Genomic DNA, 16242 nt, shown 5'->3' with positions numbered 1-16242 from the left:
TTTCAATGACGTAGCTCACGAGACAATCGTACGCGGACGGCCAGCGTTGTGAAAGGTCCTAGGCGCAAGGGACTTCCGTCAATCAGAGGTCGTCTCGTTACGCCGATTGGGAATGAGAACGAGACCGCAGCCGAGAACGGCTGCCAATCGGTCGATACGCCTGGCGGTTGCCGTACGGTCATTTAGGCCAAACTCAACCGAGATGTTCGACTCGCGCAGTACTGAAACCAGCAACGATTCCAGTTCCTCCAATGGCATCGAGCGAGCGTTAGGCTTCTCTATCTCACCGATTGCTCGGTTGCGTGCGCGCCACTGCAACTCCTCCCAATGCACCCGGCTGCGCGGCGATCGAGGAGTTGAGAACACCTGCTCTTTGCCAGTCGTAGGCTCCGTGACGTAGTGGTGTACGCCATCTGCTTCACCAAACTCGCTGGGCGAGACGATGACAGATCGATCGAGCACTTCCTCGGTGATGTAAACTTGATCGAAATCTTCACGTAGATGAAAGATTGGTGCGACGTAGTAGACGTCTCCGAACTCTCCAGCCTCGGTGAGCTTCTTTTCCAATCGGAGCAGCGCCTCGTGTTGATGACCATCTGTGTCGATAGTAACTCTGTAATGCGGCACACCAACGCCACCCCAGGTAGGCGAGCTCGGGTTTCGTCTACTTATATATTCCGCGACCTTGAATTGCATAAAGAGCGCATAGTCAACAGTGGCAATCCTGGCGTCCCAGCCAAGATCTTTCTCCTCTCTCAGCGAGGGCATCTTGGGCGCCTCGTGCTGTCGATATAGCGCGGTGATGACGGCCTCAGCCTCTCGGATCGTCGCATATCCATAGCTGAACTCGGAGAAGTTTGCACGCATAGAGAGCCCTCTGGATCCGGATTGTAGGTTTGGCGGGAGTCTGGCCGACGCCGGGCGCGTCAGTGTTCGTTCAATCGCTCACGCATGTCATAGAGCCGGCTTCCCGATCGCTCGTGCACCCAAAGCCAGCCGTTGATCTGGTGTCCGACGCTTTCGCCTAGGGACGGAGACAAGCTGTCGTAGTCTTTGCCGTTAGCTCGGACCCACCCATCTTCTAGAATCTCGCCATGATGGACATTGCCCTTCCGCTTCTGGCGGTGTACGAGGCGATCCCCGGGGGAGACATAGCCGGCCTCGATCAGCGAGGCGAGGGGGCCCTTGCGACGCTTGGCTCTGGGCTGATGAGGCTGGGCCGCGCCCTGCAGCAGCCTTCGTCGCAGTACGTCATTGGGCGTATCGACGAACGGTTCAGCTTCGCGCTGTAGGAACGCAAATACCTCATCGTCGACATCGATCTTATGCATCCTAACCTCCTGTGCTGCATACCTGACAGATCGCCAGATTAGCAGATGTTGGGCTAGGTGCAAGGGCTCAGGCTGCCTTGCCGTTCGCCAGGTACTCATCGCATAGGCGGTGGCTCTAGCGGCCGACGTTAGATGCTGGGCCTGCGGAACGCAGCTGGATTCCCTTCTCTCGCAGCGCCTTGGCGACCGTCCGATCGCCAACTCCGAAGCGCTCGCCGAGACGGACAGTCGACCATCCATCGCTGTACAGTCGTACACACTCGGAGATTTCCCTGTCGGCGAGCTTGTGCGGTCGGCGCATGGCGACTCCCGCTCGCCGCAGGGCCCAGCCAACGCTGGATGGGTTATAGCCCAGTTGTTTGCCGACGGCAGCCAACGACTGCCCGGATTCATACAGCTCGCGGGCTCTCATGAGGTCGGCACCCGAGAGGCCGCGAGGGCGAAGGGCTACCCCACGAGCTGTTAGCAGGTTGGCAACAGTGGTCTGGGCGAGGTGGTACCTGCGGCCGAGCTCGCTTGGTGAAGCGCCGGCTTCATATGCGGTCGTGAGCTCATTGATCTGCTCGGGCATCAGGCGCTGCGTGACTTTGTGTGGTTTGGGCGTCGATGGATGGCGGTCGCTGGCTGGCCTGGTCACATGGAGCGACTGTTTGAGCCGCAACAAGGGTTGCCGGTAGAGGTCTGGGTTCGAGTAACGTGTTACAAGGTCCACCCAGTAACGCAGGCCGGTCCTCCCCCTAGGGAGACCGGCCTTCTGCTTGTACGACGCTCGCCCACGCGCCTCCTCCGTCGCCGCTCCCACCCACTCCAAGTCCGCAGCGCCGGTTGAGGTTGCTTCTCGCGGGGGAGGCCCTGGCCGAGGCCGACCGGCCTCGACCCTTGACCCGCACCGAACCTGAAGTCGGCAGCTCTTGGGGCGATGCGTAAGACTGATCTCAGTCAGGGTTGAGTGGTGATCTGCTGAGCGACTTCGAGGACGCGTGCGGCCGACAGGGGCGCGTCGTGGGTCGATCCCGGTGGCATGTCCGCGCCGCTGCCGACGTAGACCCAGGTGTTGTCGGGGCGGACCAGCCGGACCTCGTAGTGATGCCCGCCCGCCGCGGTGTAGTTGTGGATGTAGGCGGTCGACCCGTTGGGAAGGCGACAGACCTCGGTGCATTTGTTCACGCCTGGCGTCATGCCGTCGCAGACGGGTGGCACCTGACGCGCCGTGCTGACCTCCACAGAGAGGTTCACAAAGTTCCACAAGTCGCCAACGCGGTATTTCGACGTGCTGTCGGCGCTGAGGTGAGCCGCGGACCCGTCCGGGCTGAGGCGCTCGCCGTTGGACTGATGGGCTCCGGGAATCTGGCCGATCTCCGGTGCGAGGCGTTGCAGTAGGTTTCCGAGCTCCCTGGACTTTTCCGTCGTTTCGCTCGTGAACGCCGGCCCGGCAGATGCCGGCGGCGTCGTGGTAGATGCCGGCGCAGACGACGACGGTGGAGGGGCTACCGGCAGATTGCTCGCGCCGGGGCGCAACGCGAGTACGCCGCCGGTGAGGCCGACCGCGAGCGTGAGGCCTACCGCGCCGAGGGCTGCAGTGCGGATTCGGCTGCGGCGGCGACCGCGGGCGATCAGACGGTCCAGGTCGTCGGTGGGCTCGGGCTGATCCGCTGTCAGATCGTCGAGCAGGCTTCGTACAGTGGTCTTCACAGTGTCTCCTCGAGGTCGGTCGCGGTCATCGCACCGTCGGGCAGCAGCCCGCGGATCGTTTCGAGCGCCCGTGACGTGAGTGTCATGACCGCGCCGCGAGTGCAGCCGAGTATCTCCGCGGTGCGCTCGACCGACAGATCGTCGTAGAAGCGCAACACGAGCACCGCACGCTGCCTGGCGGGCATCTTGGCGAGGAGAAGACGGAGATCGGCACGGCGGACGGTCGCGTCAGCCGCGGTGTCCGTGTGGTCCAACGGCCTGTCCGGCAACATCTCGACCGGAAGTTCCCGGCGCCAGGGCCTCCTGGCCTCATCCAGCCAGGTCCGTACGACGACCTGTCGGGCATACGCGTCCGGGTTGTCCGCGCAGGCGACCCGCCGCCACGCCACGTACAGCTTCACGATCGCGGTCGACACGACGTCCTCCGCCCGGTGCCAGTCACCGCACAGCAAGTACGCCGTACGCAGCAAGGCCGGCCTCCGAGAGCTCACGAACTCCCGGAACCCCCGTTCGTCTGCTGCTTTCACTGGCGCCGCCTCTCAGCCGCTTCCTCTAATACATAGACGAAGCGAACCCGCCCAGAGCTTACGCACGCCTGCCGAGCAATGCCGCCGACTGGGACACGTCCAGCTTCCTCGTGCATGGCAACGTCCAGATCAGAGGGCGATTTCGGATGGCAACTAGGAACGTGTGCATGGTTTGTTTGTCGTCTGTAGCCGAGGGCACCGGCAGGCTACGGCTGTTCCTATGAGCCCCGGCCGGGTTGGTCAGCTGAGGTCCCGGCGTTTTGCCGAATAGCGTCGGGACCGTTCCAACCCCCTGGCTGTACCGCCGTCCGGGGCGCGGCGCACCCGGGTCGGCGGACCGCCAGGCCATCAATCGCCTACCGGAGCCCGCCTGACGCGTACCCGGTGAGCGTGGCGGCGGCCGGGCTTGGCTGGATTGATGGGATGGCGATCCGGTTCGGCGGCCGCGGCTCATCCTTTGGGTGATGGCGGGAGCGGGTGGGGGTCATTCGGTGGGGGATGGGCAGGGGACACGCTGAGTGACAGGGTTGGGGCTTGGGGGAGGGGATGGTCCCGGGGTGATGGCGGCCTGTGTTGGTGGCGGGTACGTCGGTCAATGGTGGAGCGCCCGGATTCAGGGATCCGGGCGCTCCACCATTCCTGCCCCCCAGCAGATGATCCGGTGTCGCCCGCTCGCGCTGTGAAAGATGCAATTGAGGGATGAGCCTCTTTGTCGGGCTGGTCGTCGTTTCAGCGTTGTGGCGTTGACGACTCTTGTCAGCATCATTGTGAATCTGATGACCTCGAAGCCGCACAAGCTGCGAACCGGAACTCTGGTGGGTCTCCTGGTGGCCTCGATCGTGTTGTTGATCGGGGCAACGTTGTGGGAGAGGAACATCGACGCGGCGGCGCACCGGCCACGCAGTACCTGGCGGACTTGAAGCCTCTGTACGGCGATCCGGGCGAAGGCGCGGCGACCATCGGAGGGAACAAGGTGAACTGTGGCCGGAGTATCCGGTTCCAGATCAAACGGGTTCCAGGGCGGGTACACCGCGGAGTACGGCGTCGATGCGCACTCGTCGACGTTCCGGGCGACGCTCGGGATCGACAACAAGACGAAGCCGGGTGCGAAGGTCAGCTTCCTGAACTACCTGGACGGCGCCCTGATCAACGACGGCTATCTGCTGACGTAGTACGACACGCAGGAGCTCAGGGTCAGCGTGAAGGGCAAGTCCGTGCTGAAGCTGGTTACCGAGGTTATCGCGGCCGGGGGCGTCGGTGGGACTGGTAGATCTGTCTGGGGGAACGCGCGCTTCACCGTGTCGTAATTGGATGCGGTGGACTCGCCCGGGTGGGAGAGTCGGGGGATGAGACTCGTCGGGATTGCCTGTGATGAGTCCGGGTATGAGGGCGAGAAGCTGGTCGGCGGGGTTACCGATGTGTTCGCGCATGCCAGTGTGGCGCTGGATGAGGCAGCCGCCGCGGAGTGTGTCGCTGAGTTGCGGCGGCGGATCCGGTCGCCTGCGACGGAGTACAAGGCCAACCATGTACTCCGGTCCAAGAACCGCCAGGTGTTGCTCTGGCTGCTCGGCTCGTCCGGGCCGCTGCTGGGGAATGCCCAGGTGCAGCTGGTGGACAAGGCGTTCTTCCTGGTCTCCAGATTGACCGAGCTGCTCGTCAGCCGACCCGCGAACAGCCTGTACGCCGCGGGCCGGAGTACAGGTGGCTCTGAGTGGGACGGGTTCCTGCAGGCGGCCAACAACCTGATGTGGGCGAGGGAGACGCCTGACGCCGTCGAGCTGTTCTTCAAGGCGCTGGAGCAGTTGCCGTTCGATGACGAGGTAGTCGCGGCGCTGAAGAAGGCCAGGCCATCCGCCGAGGCCTTCCGCGCAGGGCTCGGCGCAGACCCGGCAGCGATCCCGCCGCTCGATCCGCTGTTGCCGGCGATCGTGCGGGCCGTGGCGTACTGGGGTGACGGCCAGTACCCGGTCGCGATCGCTCACGACAGGCAGACGTCGCTCTCACCGCAACGGATCGCGCGGCTGGAGCTAGGCGACCGCTTGGCCGGGCTGGAACTCCTCCACTCAACCGACGACTCGCGCATCCAGGTCGCAGACTTCCTGGCAGGAGTGGCCAGGAAGGTCGCGTCGGACCAGTTGGCGGGTCACGACGATGCGGAGCTCACTGCGCTGATCCGGCCCTACCTGGACCCGCTTTCGGTCTGGGGCGACGACCGGAGCTGGGCTCGGCTCCGCCCGGATCGTGGTTCGGCCCTTGGCAACTGTCCGTAGCCACGGCATAGTGCTCAGTGCTTCGGGGGCGAAGTTGGTGAGTTGGGGGCTGGGGCTACATGGGGGACGGGAAGGCCGTACCTGTGCGCATCGACGCCGGTACGGCGATCATTCTGCGCGAGGCGTATCACAAGATCGAGGCAACATTCCGCGGCAATCATTACGGCCTGTACGACTATGCGCGCGCGGTGGCCGGGAAGTTCGCGCAGGTCGACACGTTCTATGTCGGGTTCCTGCAGGGGTCGAGCCGGGTGCGCTACCCGTACGGGTACGAGGACGGCAAGTACGACGACCCGGCCACGCACAACTTCGGGCCGAACGGGCCGACGGCCTGGTTGCTGAGGAATCGGCAGACCTATCGGTTCGCCTATGACAACGGTGCGGCGCTGCAGGGCGGCGTGCCGTGCGGTGATGTCACCAAGAGGTCGGCCGATGCGGTGATCGTGCCGATGTTCAGGACCGGCAAGGACGACAGCGAACAGTTGTTCGGCATGATGTCGATGCAGAGTTACCAGGACGGCGTGTACGACGACAACGCCGTCCGTGCGTTCGAGTGGCTCACCGGGATGGTCGCGCGGGTGTTGTCCCGGGAGGCCGAGGATCGCGAGGCGCTGCGGCTGTTGCCGGCGGGCGAGGACACTCCCAACCTGCTGACCTCGGACCACGTGATGGAGTACCTGTCCAACCGGATCGCCGTACTGCGCGGCATCGCCGACGAGGCGATGGCCGAGCCGGAGGCGGGGAAGGAGCCGATCCGGGGCCACCTGGCCAGGCTCGTCCGTACCGCGGAACAGACGCAGTCCGAGTTGATCGAGATGATGCTGGACGCGGACGAAGAGCCGGAACGCCGGTTCGGCAGTCTCACCCGGGCCCAGCAGGGCGTCGCCGTACTCCTCGTGCAAGGGCTCGACAACGATGCGCTCGCCGCGGAGTTGGGGATCAGCCTCAACACCGTGAAGTCACACCTCGGCACGATCCTCAAGAAGTACGAGATGGACAACCGCAGCCAGGTCGCCGACGACGTACGCAAGTACCTCGCCCGCTGAGGGGACGGAGTTCATTCGGGGGTGGCGTCTGGTTCATCGAGAGGGCGTTGGGTGGGCTGGATTCCCTTTCTGACTTGGAGTGGTTGTGAGAATTCGCCGCGCGTCTCTTGTCTCTGCCTGTGTTGCGCTGGTCGTCGCGAGTGTGGGCCTGCCGTCCGCCACCGCGACGAGCGCCCGTCATGGCGACGACACCTACACCTTCGCCGTGATCGGCGACATCCCCTACGGGCCGGCCCAGATCGCCGAGTTCCCGCACGTCGTGCAGCAGATCAACGACGACCCGAAGGTCAAGTTGGTCAGCCACCTCGGTGACATCAAGGACGGGTCGTCGCTGTGCACCGACGAGTACTTCGGCCAGGTGAAGAAGGAGTTCGACAACTTCGCCGACCCGCTCGTCTACACCATCGGCGACAACGAGTGGACCGACTGCCACCGCGCCAACAACGGTGGCTACAACCCGCTCGACCGGCTCACCAAGCTCCGCTCGGTCTTCTTCCCGACGCCGGGGCAGACGCTGGGCAAGCACCCGTCGAAGGTGACCACGCAGGCTGCGCAGGGCGTTCCCGAGAACGTCACCTTCACCCGGGCGAACGTAGCGTTCGCCGCGGTGCACATCGTCGGTAGCAACAACAGCCTGGCGCCGTGGACCGGCAAGACCGCGCCGACGCCCGAGCAGAGCGCCGAGGTACTGACCCGTACTGCGGCCGGCATCCAGGAGATCCGCGACACCTTCGCGCAGGCCCGCCGCGAGCACAACAGGGCGGTCGTCCTGCTGACCCAGGCAGACATGTTCGTCCCGACCGACGGCACCCCGTCGTATGCCGACTTCTTCGCCTTCCAGCCGATCGTGCAGGCGATCGCCCAGGAGTCCGCGACCTTCCGCGGTCCGGTGTATCTGCTGAACGGTGACAGCCACGTCTACAACAGCGACCAGCCGCTCGGTGCGGGGTCGAAGTGGCTCTCGCTGTACGGCGTCGCCAAGCCGGTGACCAACCTGACGCGGGTGACCGTGGACGGGTCCACAGGGGTCGACAACTACCTGCGGGTGACGATCGACCCGCGCGACCGGAACGTTCTCAGCTGGACCCGGGTGCCCTTCACCTCCTGAGATGTCGGGGCTAGCCGCTCAGCTCAACTGGTGAGCTGAGCGGCAAGCCAGGGTTCTACTACTGGGAGGATCTGGGCGGCCTGCATTGCTTGCATGTGGTCCAGGTTGTCCAGGATTTGCACTGTCCAGCCGAGGGTTTGGAGGTTTGCGCGGTTGGTGGTGACTGCTGAGCCGATGGCTACGTAGGCGTTGCCCCAGCGGTCGCCGTACTGGATGTTGTCGGCCGAGCCGACGATGCAGAGCTTGGGGCAGGTGATCCTGTCCTGAGCGGTGTGGTCGTCGAAGGTGGCCAGGGCGCGGTAGAGGGTGGCGTACTGCTGGGTCTGCTCTTTGCTCATGGCAACTTCTGTGGAGTCCCAGTCACCAACCTCCACCTCGGCTCCGGTGGTGGGGGCGCCGGCCATCTCGTGGGTGGCCTCGGTGACCTGGAGCATGGCTGCGTACGGGCCGTCGAGGGGTGGGAATCCGCCCATCGCCAAGGCGGTCAGGCGGTTGGTGCGGATGGCGAGCTGCAGGCCGATCATGCCGAGCCAGCTGTAGCCGTAGTACGCGAAGGTCTCTGCGTTGGCGGCGTCGGCGATGGCCAGGAAGTCGGCGGCGACGTTGTCGGGGGTGAGCGTGTCGGGTTGGGGGTGGGCCTGGAGATGGCCCTCGTAGTCGAAGGCGATGACACGGAAGCGCCGGCTGAATCCTTCGACCAGGGTGTGGCCGAGCGCCGGGTCTGCGCCCCAGGCTCGCATCTGTTCGGTCGCGGGGCCTTCGGGCGGGGCGATCGGGTTCACCGGCAGCAACAGCGCCGGACCATCGCCGTGGACCTCGAAGTCGATCGATGCGCCGTCGTGCAAGGCGGTCGCAGTGTGGGTAGCCGCCACGGAAACTCCTTACGTTGTATAGTGTTTTTCGAGAGTAACACTTTACGTTGTAAGGAGAAAAGTGACCGAGTACGCCGGGCAGGGTGATCCGGGGCGGACCTTGGCCCTGCTGTGGGGCAAGGCGGCGGCGCCGAAGCGTGGCCCGCGGCAGGCCACGAGCGTCGAGGAGATCGTGGACGCGGCCGTGCGGATCGCCGATCGCCACGGCCTCGACGGGCTCACGATGCGGGCGGTCGGCCAGGAGCTCGGGCGCACGGCGATGTCGCTCTACACGTACGTGCCGGGACGTGGTGAGTTGCTCGACCTGATGTACGACAGCGTTCACCAGGATCTCGGTACGATCGGGCCGGCGCCGACGAAGGGCCGAGGACGAGGGGCCTATTGGCGGAAGGCCGTCATCCACTGGTGCACCGAGCTTCGTGATCTCTACCTGACGCATCCCTGGTTGCTGCAGATCTCGGCCGCACGCCCGGTACTCGGTCCGCATGAGCAGTCCGCGCTCGAGACCCTGCTGGCGGTCCTTGCCGAGTCGGGTCTGCCGCTCAAGGAACGCCCTGCCGCCACGAGTGCCCTGTTCAGCGTGGTCCAGGGCGCGGCTCGTCAGCGCATCGAGTCCGTCAACGCCCAGGATCCGGAGTGGTGGAGAGCTCGCGCGCAAGCATTGGCTGAGGCGGCGCCCGACTTCGCCGAGCGGTTCCCGCACTCCGTCGCGATCGCAGCCCGGCAGGCGACCCTCGGCGACAAGCCCTGGGAACGCGCCGCCGAAGAAGCCTTCACCGGAGCCATCAACCTCATCCTCGAAGGCATCACCACCCGCACCACCTGACCACCCCTGCCGGCGGTGATGCGCACTTGTCGGCGCGAGAACGACCCGTCTGGCCGATCGGCGCCCCCGTGGTTGTGGGAGCGGCATTGGTTGTGGAGATTTGGGACACCAAATCGGGGCCTCGGACAGCCTATTTCTTGTGCGAGTGGTCGCGGAGGTTCCAGGCGTGGGATGCCTGCCGGGGTGTAGGGCGACTACTTCCTGTCCTTCGGTACGCCAGGGGCTCCCGGGGGTGGTTTTCGCCCCGAGGAGTGGTGGTTGCGGCGATTCGAGGGTTGGCGCCGGCGGGTTGCTCGACCACTGGCGGGTTGTTCGTCCACTGGCAGGTTTGTTGGCCGGTTGGGCGGGCTTGGTCGGCGGCGTGTGGCTCGTTTCGGGGTCCGCTGGCAGGCTGTCCGCTGGCTGGCGGCTTGTGAGGCGCCAGTGGCCGAACAACCTGTCATCGGGAGGCCGACCGCAGATCTGGGGGTCGACGGGTTGCGGTGGTGGGGACACCGTGACTTCGGACACCGTGTGGGGACCTGGGGACCTGTTGCACAATCACCGACCGACCCAGCTCGGTGGGGATCAACCTCTCGATCTGGCCGAAATCTCAGCCCCAGTGAGGGAAGCGGTCCACCTCCGCAGGAAAAGTCGCGGCGTGTCGGTGTGGGCAGAGAGGTCCAAATCCATTTTGCAACAGGCTCGCGAGGTCCCCACTTGTTGTCCGAGGTCCCGGCATGTTGTTCGAACCCATCACAGGCGCTCGCCCGGGCAGACACCTGGGCGGGCGCGATGGCTGGTGGGTGGGTGGCCCGGACGGCCAGCACTCACCAACCACGCCTGAACCCCTGGCACGCGCCTGGCGATCCACGTCCGACCCGCTGGCGCGCCCGCCTGGTGACGCCGGACGCGTGAACGACTGGCGAGGTTGCTGAGTGGTGGCCGTCCGCTGGATCACCAGCCCCATGCCCGCGACCCGACTCCAGAGCAGGCGGCGGCCCGACTGGCAGAACCCCGAACCAGCAACAACCGTCAGCGCTCCGGCGTCAAGTGCCACCAACGTCCTGGCCGACCCGCACCTAGAGCTCGTCGGGGTCGCCGAGGGTGATGTTGAGGGCCGATGCCATTGCGATGGTGACGGCGAGGGTGTCGATGGGGGAGGAGTTGGCGATCGTGGCGCTGGCGAGGCTGCCGATGCCGCGGGTGCCGTCCCAGGTGCAGTCGACGAAGATCGCGCCGGTGGCGGTGACCTGCGAGAACTCGACCGCGGTCAGGTCGCAGCGCCGGAACACCGTGCCGCTCAGGTCAGCCGACACGAAGTCGGCGTTCTGCAGCCGGCAGTCGGTGAACTCGGCCTTGACGAACTTCGCGAACCGGAACGTGCTGAAGTCGAGCACCGAGTCCCTCACGGTCACGTGCTGCAGGCTCATCCCCGGCCCGGCGAACCCGGTCAGCCGCGACGACGTCACCGCCACCCGCATCGCCGACGCGTCGGACCAGCGGGCGTTCGCGAGATCGCAGTGATCCAGCTCGAGGTCGACCAGGATCAGCTTCTCCAGGTCGGACCCACCAAGGTTGCACCTGGTCAGCCGGCAGCCGCTGATCTCGACGTGCTCGGCCTCGACGTCGCTCAGGTCCTGCTCGGTGAGCGCCAGATCGGTGAACCTGGCCTCGTCCTCCACCTCGTCCGCGCTGACGGTCGTCTCGTCGAGCTGGGCGCGTAGCCGGGGCGCGGCGAGCTTGGCGGCGGGTTTACGAGAAGCCATGCCCGCCACCGTAGCGACCCCCTCCGTCAGTTTCCGCCGGTACTGCGGACGTAGTGCGCGGCGGCGCCGATCAGGGCCGAGTGCTCCGTGTCCCGGGTGGCAGCGACATCGAAGGGGAATACCGACGAGACGATGTCGAAAGCGCCGGAGATCGAGCCACCGAGGACGACTCGGGTGGCGCCAAACCGCGAGAGCCACGGGACGAGGGCCCGGGACAACACCCCGAAGGCGTCGAGCAAGACCTCTAGGGCGACGGCCTCACCACCCCGGGCCCGTTCGGCGATCTCCTTCACACCGATCGCGGACTCCTCGGCGCCCACCCGGTCGAAGTACAAGCGGAGGATCGCGCGGGCCGAGATCCAGTCCTCGAGCGGACGGCCGTCGTGGGACACCTTGTAGAGCTCGCCGCCGGGTGGCACGGTGTCGCCGGTTCGGACGGCTCGACCGTCATCGAGAAAGCCCGTGCCGATGCCCGTGCCGATGGTGACGCCGACACAGCGATCCAGGCCGAGCAGCTCGCCGGCTGTCCACTCGCCGACCGAGAACGCCTCCGCGTCGTTCAGGAAGACGACTCGATCGAGCTCGAGCAACTCCCGCAGGCTCTTGCCGAGGTCGTGTCCATAGAGCGAGTCGAACTTCTCCACCCCGCGGTACCAGGCGATCCCGGTCGCGAAGTCGAACGGCCCGGGCAATGCGACCGCCAACCCGCTTGCCAATGGCAACTGCTTCGCCGCGGCGACCAGCTGGGCCACGATCTCGTCAGCCGATCGCTGCGAGTCGACCTTCGCCCGTTCGACCACCTCGATGTCCCAGCCGGCCGGCGACACCACCGCCGCCGTGACATGACTCCCGCCGATCTCCAGCACCGGCACACCCGCACTCATGCGGCCCATCATCCACGACGGGCTACCCAGGACTCCGAACCGGCCGGGGATGTCAGGCAGACTTGTCGACATGTCTGAACTCATCGTGGGCGGTGTGAAGGTCACCTACCACGTGGCCGGCTCCGGACCGGTCTGCCTGGTTCACCCGGGCGGACCCGGGATCCACTACGAGTACCTGCGGATGCCGGAGCTGGAGCAGCACCTCACTATGGTGTACGTCGAGCCCGTCGGTACGGGGAACTCCGACCTGCTGCCCGACGGCGACTACAGCATGGAGAACTACGCGTACTACGCCAACGAGGTGGCCCGCCAGCTCGGCGAGGAGAAGGTGTTCTTCCTGGGCCACTCGCACGGCGGGTTCGTTGCGCTGCAGTTCGCCCTGGACCACCCCGAGAGTCTGGCCGGGATCATCGTCTACGACTCGATGGCGTTCAACGGCCCCGAGCTCGGCGAGGAGGCCGGCCGCAGGGTCGACGAGTACGCCGCTGAGCACGCCGGTGACCCGCTCGCCGACCAGGTCGTCCAGGCCTGGCGGGAGGACGCGGACCTCCCGGCTGACAAGGCTGCCCACCTCGACTCGCTCGGCCGGTTGCTGCCGGTCTACTTCAAGGACTTCCGCGGCATCCAGGACCGGATCGCCGACTGGATGACCGCCATGGACCTCACGCTCGACCCGAACCGGCAGCCCAGCCTCTGGGACGTGCGGAACCGGCTCGGCGAGATCACCGTGCCGACGCTGGTACTGGTCGGGGTGGCCGACTTCATCTGCGGGGAGAAGTGGGCCCGCCAGTTGCACGATGGGATCCCCGGCTCGCAGCTCGTGGTCTTCGGCGAGAGCGGGCACTTCGCGCACCTCGAGGAGCCCGAGGCGTTCTCCGCTGCGGTGCTGGGTTTCAGCTCGGCGCACTGATCGGGAACCACCGGGCGTCGCCCGTACGTAGAGTGGTCTGAAGCGAGGCCCGCCCAACGGTCACGCTGACTTCTCCGAACCGACGAGGGTGACCGGTAGTGCGTGCCGAGACCAGTGCGACTTCCGCCGTCGTGACGCTGAGCGTCGCGGTCGCGGCGGTCGGGCACGTGCTGATCAGCGACGGGTCGATCCCACTCGCGGTGGTGCCGCGACTCGTCGCGCTCGCGGCCGCCTGCTGGCTGCTCGGCGACTACCTCGCCGGCAGCCGCTGGCTCTCGGTCGCGGTGCTCGCCGGGATCCAGCTGATCGTGCACGTGACCCTGGACGCCGCCCATCCAGCAGCCGCGCCGGCAGCGATGCCCACCGGTCACAGCCACACCCACGACATGCCGGGTATGGCCATGCCGATGCCTGAGGCAACCTCACCGCCGCCTATGCACGACGGGGTCGCTGGCGCGTTGACGATGACCGCGGCTCACCTGCTGGTCCTGCTCGCCGGCGTCGTGCTGATCGGCCGCGCGCACCAATGGGCCTCGCGCGTACTGCGGGTCCTGGCGCGCCTGGTTCCGCAACTTCCCGCGGCCGTGGTCCTGGTGGTTCCCACCCTCGCCCGCGGCCTGACCGGCGTACCGGATGTTCCGCAGCTCCGGCAGCGGTGGCTGACCTCGAACGTGTCGCGGCGCGGGCCGCCGGCGGTGGCGCTCCTCATCGCCTCGTCCTGACCGGCCGCGCGCAGCAAGTCGCGGGCCGGCCGAACTGAACCGCCCGCGAAAGGGTCTGCTGTCATGTCCAAGAAGTTCGTCCTGCGCGCTGCCGCGGTCACCGCGGCGTCCGCGCTCGTCTTCGTCGGGGCCGCCAACTCGGCCTCGGCGCACGTCACGGTGTCGTCACCGGATGCCAAGCCCGGCGGCTACGCCAAGCTGGTGTTCCGGGTGCCGAGCGAGTCCGACACCGCCAGCACCACCAAACTCGTCGTCTCGCTACCCAAGGACCGTCCGTTCAGCAGTGTCGGCGCGCAGGTGAAGGACGGCTGGAAGGTGGTCAAGACCACCGAGAAGCTGCCCGCGCCGGTCAAGGTCGGCGACGTGACGCTGACCGAGGCGATCACCACCGTCACGTGGACTGCCGCCGCGGGTGGTGTCCCGCCGAACGACTTCGACGAGTTCGCGCTGTCGGTCGGCCGGATCCCCGAGGGTGTGGACACGCTGAACTTCCCGGCCGTGCAGACCTACAACGACGGCGAAGTGGTCAAGTGGGAGCAGATCGCCAAGGACGGCGCCGACAAGCCCGAGCACCCCGCGCCGTCGCTGAAGCTGACCACCGCGATCACCCCCGTCGCCGCCACCACGGACGCCGAGGATGAAGGTGGAACGGACACGCTCGCCCGCGTTCTCGGTGGCGCCGGGTTGCTGCTCGGCTTGATCGGGCTCGGCCTGGGGCTGCGCGCCGGGCCTGGGAAGGCGACGTCGTAATCGTGCCCAAGATCATGCGCCGCTTGGTAGCTGTATTGGTGGCGTCGCTGCTCACCCTGGTGGTCTCCACCGGGGTGGCGGCGGCGCACGCCAAGCTCGAATCGATGACCCCGGCCGACGGCTCCACCCAGGCCGCCCCACCGACCCAGGTGGTGCTGACCTTCAGCGAACCCGTCGGCAGCACCGGCGCCGAAGTACAGGTCAAGTCACCCAGTGGCGCCAACGTGTCCGCCGGCCAGATCACGGTGATCGACAAGACGGTCACCCAGCCCGTCGGCGCGATGATCGAGGTCGGCAAGTACACCGTCGACGCCCGGATCGTGTCCGCCGACGGGCACCCCATCACGGTCTCCGCCAGCTTCACGATCACCCACGCCGGTCACGCCGCCGTACCGGCGCCCACCCCGGCGACCCCGGAGAGCGGGTCGAACGTGGTCGTGATCGTTGCGGCGGTACTGGTGATGCTGGTGGTCGTCGCCCTCGCCGTGGTGATCGTACGTCGCCGCCCGGGGCCCGAATCGTCATGACGGTCGCGACCGGCTCGCGCGTCTCCGGCAAGGTGCTCGGCGCCGGAGCCGTTGCCGCGGGCCTCGTGGTGATGGTCGTCGCCCTGCTCGCCGCAGGCGGCGCCCCGCAACCGCTGCCCCCGGGCCTGACCGGAGCCGGTACGCCGGTGTCATGGGCCGTCCCGGTACTGCGCCTGCTGGCCGACCTTGCTGCCATCGCGACGGGTGGTGGCGTGCTCGCGGCCGCGGTGTTGCTCCCGGCAACAGACGGGAAGCTCAGTGCACAAGGGCTTCGCGCCTGCCAGGACGCTGCCGTGGCCGCGGGGGTATGGGCGATCGCGAGCATCGGCGGCCTGCTCACCACGGCCACGGTCATCCTCGGGATCCCGATGTCGCAGTTGGCAGCCCGCGCCGGCGACGCGGGGTCGCTGCCTCAGGTCCGGGCGCTCGCGGCAGCAGTCGTCTTGACCGCTCTGCTGGCGATCGTGTTGAGCGGCTGCCGCACGATCGCCGGCGCGCGCCTGTGCCTCGTACTGACGGCCGCGGCGCTCACCGGTCCGTTGCTGACGGGACACGGCGCAATCGAGCGGACCACCTTCTGGTCGCTCCTCGCGACCGCATCTTTGGTCGTGCATGTCTACGCGGCGACGACCTGGATCGGCGGTCTCGGCTCACTGCTCCGGTACGGTCGGGACTACCTCCAGGCCATTGAGACTTTCAGCCGCCTGGCGCTGGTCTGCGCGATCTCGATCGGGATCACCGGTCTGCTGACGGCCGAGATCCACCTCGGCGGCCACCAGGACGGCTGGGGCCTGATCACCCAGTGGGTGACCACCGGGTACGGCGCGCTGGTCTTCGCCAAGACCGTCGCCTTCGCCCTGCTGGTCTGGATCGGCTGGTGGCACCGCCGCGCCACCCTCCCCGCACTCGCCGCGAACCAGCCGGCCGCCTTCTGGCGGCTCGCCGCCGGAGAACTCGTCCTGATGTGCGCCACCGTCGGCCTGGCTGTCGCCCTCTCACGCACCCCTTGAACCCGATCGGACCGCTACG

General features: G+C 66.7%; 18 protein-coding genes. 11 read left to right on the top strand and 7 right to left on the bottom strand.

The genetic code is table 11. The features are described from left to right. Positions 1-78: 78 nt before the first annotated feature. The 4 genes from ACFPJ1_RS27520 to ACFPJ1_RS27505 all read right to left on the bottom strand — a co-directional run bounded on the left by ACFPJ1_RS27520 (position 79) and on the right by ACFPJ1_RS27505 (position 3550). The gene (locus tag ACFPJ1_RS27520) at positions 79-867 is read right to left on the bottom strand and encodes a hypothetical protein (RefSeq protein WP_380108255.1); all 789 of its coding nucleotides are present in this window, start codon (positions 865-867) and stop codon (positions 79-81) included. Between the two features lie 59 nt (positions 868-926). Next, a complete protein-coding gene (locus ACFPJ1_RS27515) occupies positions 927-1331 on the bottom strand; it encodes a restriction system modified-DNA reader domain-containing protein (protein ID WP_380108253.1) in 405 nt (134 codons plus the stop codon). Positions 1332-2270: 939 nt separating this feature from the next. Further along, entirely contained in the window at positions 2271-3023 is a 753-nt protein-coding gene (locus tag ACFPJ1_RS27510; RefSeq protein ID WP_380108252.1) for a hypothetical protein, read from the bottom strand. Then, positions 3020-3550, bottom strand: coding sequence for a SigE family RNA polymerase sigma factor (locus ACFPJ1_RS27505; protein WP_380108251.1), 531 nt, complete (start codon positions 3548-3550; stop codon positions 3020-3022). Before ACFPJ1_RS27505 ends, ACFPJ1_RS27510 begins: the two co-directional genes overlap by 4 nt. A gap of 776 nt (positions 3551-4326) precedes the next feature. Between ACFPJ1_RS27505 and ACFPJ1_RS27500 the strand changes: the two genes are divergently transcribed. From ACFPJ1_RS27500 to ACFPJ1_RS27480, 5 genes are all read left to right on the top strand, one after another. Then, positions 4327-4470: a hypothetical protein gene (locus ACFPJ1_RS27500; protein ID WP_380108249.1), complete on the top strand. Its 144-nt coding sequence runs from the start codon at positions 4327-4329 to the stop codon at positions 4468-4470. Positions 4471-4530: 60 nt separating this feature from the next. Continuing rightward, entirely contained in the window at positions 4531-4722 is a 192-nt protein-coding gene (locus ACFPJ1_RS27495) for a hypothetical protein (protein WP_380108247.1), read from the top strand. Between the two features lie 174 nt (positions 4723-4896). Beyond that, positions 4897-5820 (top strand): hypothetical protein, encoded by a 924-nt coding sequence (locus tag ACFPJ1_RS27490; RefSeq protein ID WP_380108246.1) that lies wholly within the window; start codon positions 4897-4899, stop codon positions 5818-5820. Positions 5821-5879: 59 nt separating this feature from the next. Continuing rightward, entirely contained in the window at positions 5880-6866 is a 987-nt protein-coding gene (locus ACFPJ1_RS27485; RefSeq protein ID WP_380108245.1) for a helix-turn-helix transcriptional regulator, read from the top strand. A gap of 85 nt (positions 6867-6951) precedes the next feature. Then, positions 6952-7974, top strand: coding sequence for a metallophosphoesterase (locus tag ACFPJ1_RS27480; RefSeq protein ID WP_380108244.1), 1023 nt, complete (start codon positions 6952-6954; stop codon positions 7972-7974). 23 nt (positions 7975-7997) lie between these two features. Here ACFPJ1_RS27480 and ACFPJ1_RS27475 read toward each other — a convergent pair whose 3' ends face one another. Next, complete coding sequence (locus tag ACFPJ1_RS27475) at positions 7998-8846, bottom strand: alpha/beta fold hydrolase (protein WP_380108242.1); 849 nt, start codon at positions 8844-8846, stop codon at positions 7998-8000. A 61-nt stretch (positions 8847-8907) separates the two neighbouring features. Here ACFPJ1_RS27475 and ACFPJ1_RS27470 point away from each other — a divergent pair, with 61 nt between their 5' ends. Further along, entirely contained in the window at positions 8908-9672 is a 765-nt protein-coding gene (locus tag ACFPJ1_RS27470; protein WP_380108241.1) for a TetR/AcrR family transcriptional regulator, read from the top strand. Positions 9673-10733: 1061 nt separating this feature from the next. On the opposite strand, the gene ACFPJ1_RS27465 is transcribed toward ACFPJ1_RS27470, so the two are convergent. Both ACFPJ1_RS27465 and ACFPJ1_RS27460 read right to left on the bottom strand, forming a co-directional pair. Next, on the bottom strand, positions 10734-11420 hold the full coding sequence (locus tag ACFPJ1_RS27465; protein WP_380108239.1) for a pentapeptide repeat-containing protein: 687 nt from the start codon (positions 11418-11420) through the stop codon (positions 10734-10736). A gap of 26 nt (positions 11421-11446) precedes the next feature. Next, positions 11447-12376, bottom strand: coding sequence for an ROK family protein (locus ACFPJ1_RS27460; protein ID WP_380108237.1), 930 nt, complete (start codon positions 12374-12376; stop codon positions 11447-11449). Between ACFPJ1_RS27460 and ACFPJ1_RS27455 the strand changes: the two genes are divergently transcribed. From ACFPJ1_RS27455 to ACFPJ1_RS27435, 5 genes are all read left to right on the top strand, one after another. Further along, positions 12375-13214, top strand: a complete 840-nt coding sequence (locus tag ACFPJ1_RS27455) for an alpha/beta fold hydrolase (RefSeq protein ID WP_380108236.1) — start codon at positions 12375-12377, stop codon at positions 13212-13214. The two genes, ACFPJ1_RS27460 and ACFPJ1_RS27455, sit on opposite strands and share 2 nt — an antisense overlap. 98 nt (positions 13215-13312) lie before the next feature. After that, a complete protein-coding gene (locus ACFPJ1_RS27450; protein WP_380108234.1) occupies positions 13313-13936 on the top strand; it encodes a hypothetical protein in 624 nt (207 codons plus the stop codon). 63 nt (positions 13937-13999) lie between these two features. Further along, a complete protein-coding gene (locus ACFPJ1_RS27445) occupies positions 14000-14686 on the top strand; it encodes a YcnI family copper-binding membrane protein (RefSeq protein WP_380108232.1) in 687 nt (228 codons plus the stop codon). A gap of 2 nt (positions 14687-14688) precedes the next feature. Continuing rightward, on the top strand, positions 14689-15213 hold the full coding sequence (locus ACFPJ1_RS27440) for a copper resistance CopC family protein (RefSeq protein WP_380108230.1): 525 nt from the start codon (positions 14689-14691) through the stop codon (positions 15211-15213). Further along, the gene (locus ACFPJ1_RS27435) at positions 15210-16223 is read left to right on the top strand and encodes a CopD family protein (protein ID WP_380108229.1); all 1014 of its coding nucleotides are present in this window, start codon (positions 15210-15212) and stop codon (positions 16221-16223) included. Before ACFPJ1_RS27440 ends, ACFPJ1_RS27435 begins: the two co-directional genes overlap by 4 nt. Positions 16224-16242: the final 19 nt, after the last annotated feature.

This window comes from Kribbella qitaiheensis (assembly GCF_042657745.1).
Lineage (GTDB): Bacteria > Actinomycetota > Actinomycetes > Propionibacteriales > Kribbellaceae > Kribbella > Kribbella qitaiheensis.
Note: the sequence above shows the minus strand (reverse complement) of the source record. Positions and strands in the feature narration are given on the sequence as shown.

Coding starts and splice junctions, on each gene's coding strand:
- ACFPJ1_RS27520 (WP_380108255.1), bottom strand. CDS start 867: ATGCGTGCAAACTTCTCCGAGTTCAGCTATGGATATGCGACGATCCGA.
- ACFPJ1_RS27515 (WP_380108253.1), bottom strand. CDS start 1,331: ATGCATAAGATCGATGTCGACGATGAGGTATTTGCGTTCCTACAGCGC.
- ACFPJ1_RS27500 (WP_380108249.1), top strand. CDS start 4,327: ATGACCTCGAAGCCGCACAAGCTGCGAACCGGAACTCTGGTGGGTCTC.
- ACFPJ1_RS27490 (WP_380108246.1), top strand. CDS start 4,897: ATGAGACTCGTCGGGATTGCCTGTGATGAGTCCGGGTATGAGGGCGAG.
- ACFPJ1_RS27485 (WP_380108245.1), top strand. CDS start 5,880: ATGGGGGACGGGAAGGCCGTACCTGTGCGCATCGACGCCGGTACGGCG.
- ACFPJ1_RS27465 (WP_380108239.1), bottom strand. CDS start 11,420: ATGGCTTCTCGTAAACCCGCCGCCAAGCTCGCCGCGCCCCGGCTACGC.
- ACFPJ1_RS27455 (WP_380108236.1), top strand. CDS start 12,375: ATGTCTGAACTCATCGTGGGCGGTGTGAAGGTCACCTACCACGTGGCC.
- ACFPJ1_RS27460 (WP_380108237.1), bottom strand. CDS start 12,376: ATGTCGACAAGTCTGCCTGACATCCCCGGCCGGTTCGGAGTCCTGGGT.
- ACFPJ1_RS27445 (WP_380108232.1), top strand. CDS start 14,000: ATGTCCAAGAAGTTCGTCCTGCGCGCTGCCGCGGTCACCGCGGCGTCC.
- ACFPJ1_RS27435 (WP_380108229.1), top strand. CDS start 15,210: ATGACGGTCGCGACCGGCTCGCGCGTCTCCGGCAAGGTGCTCGGCGCC.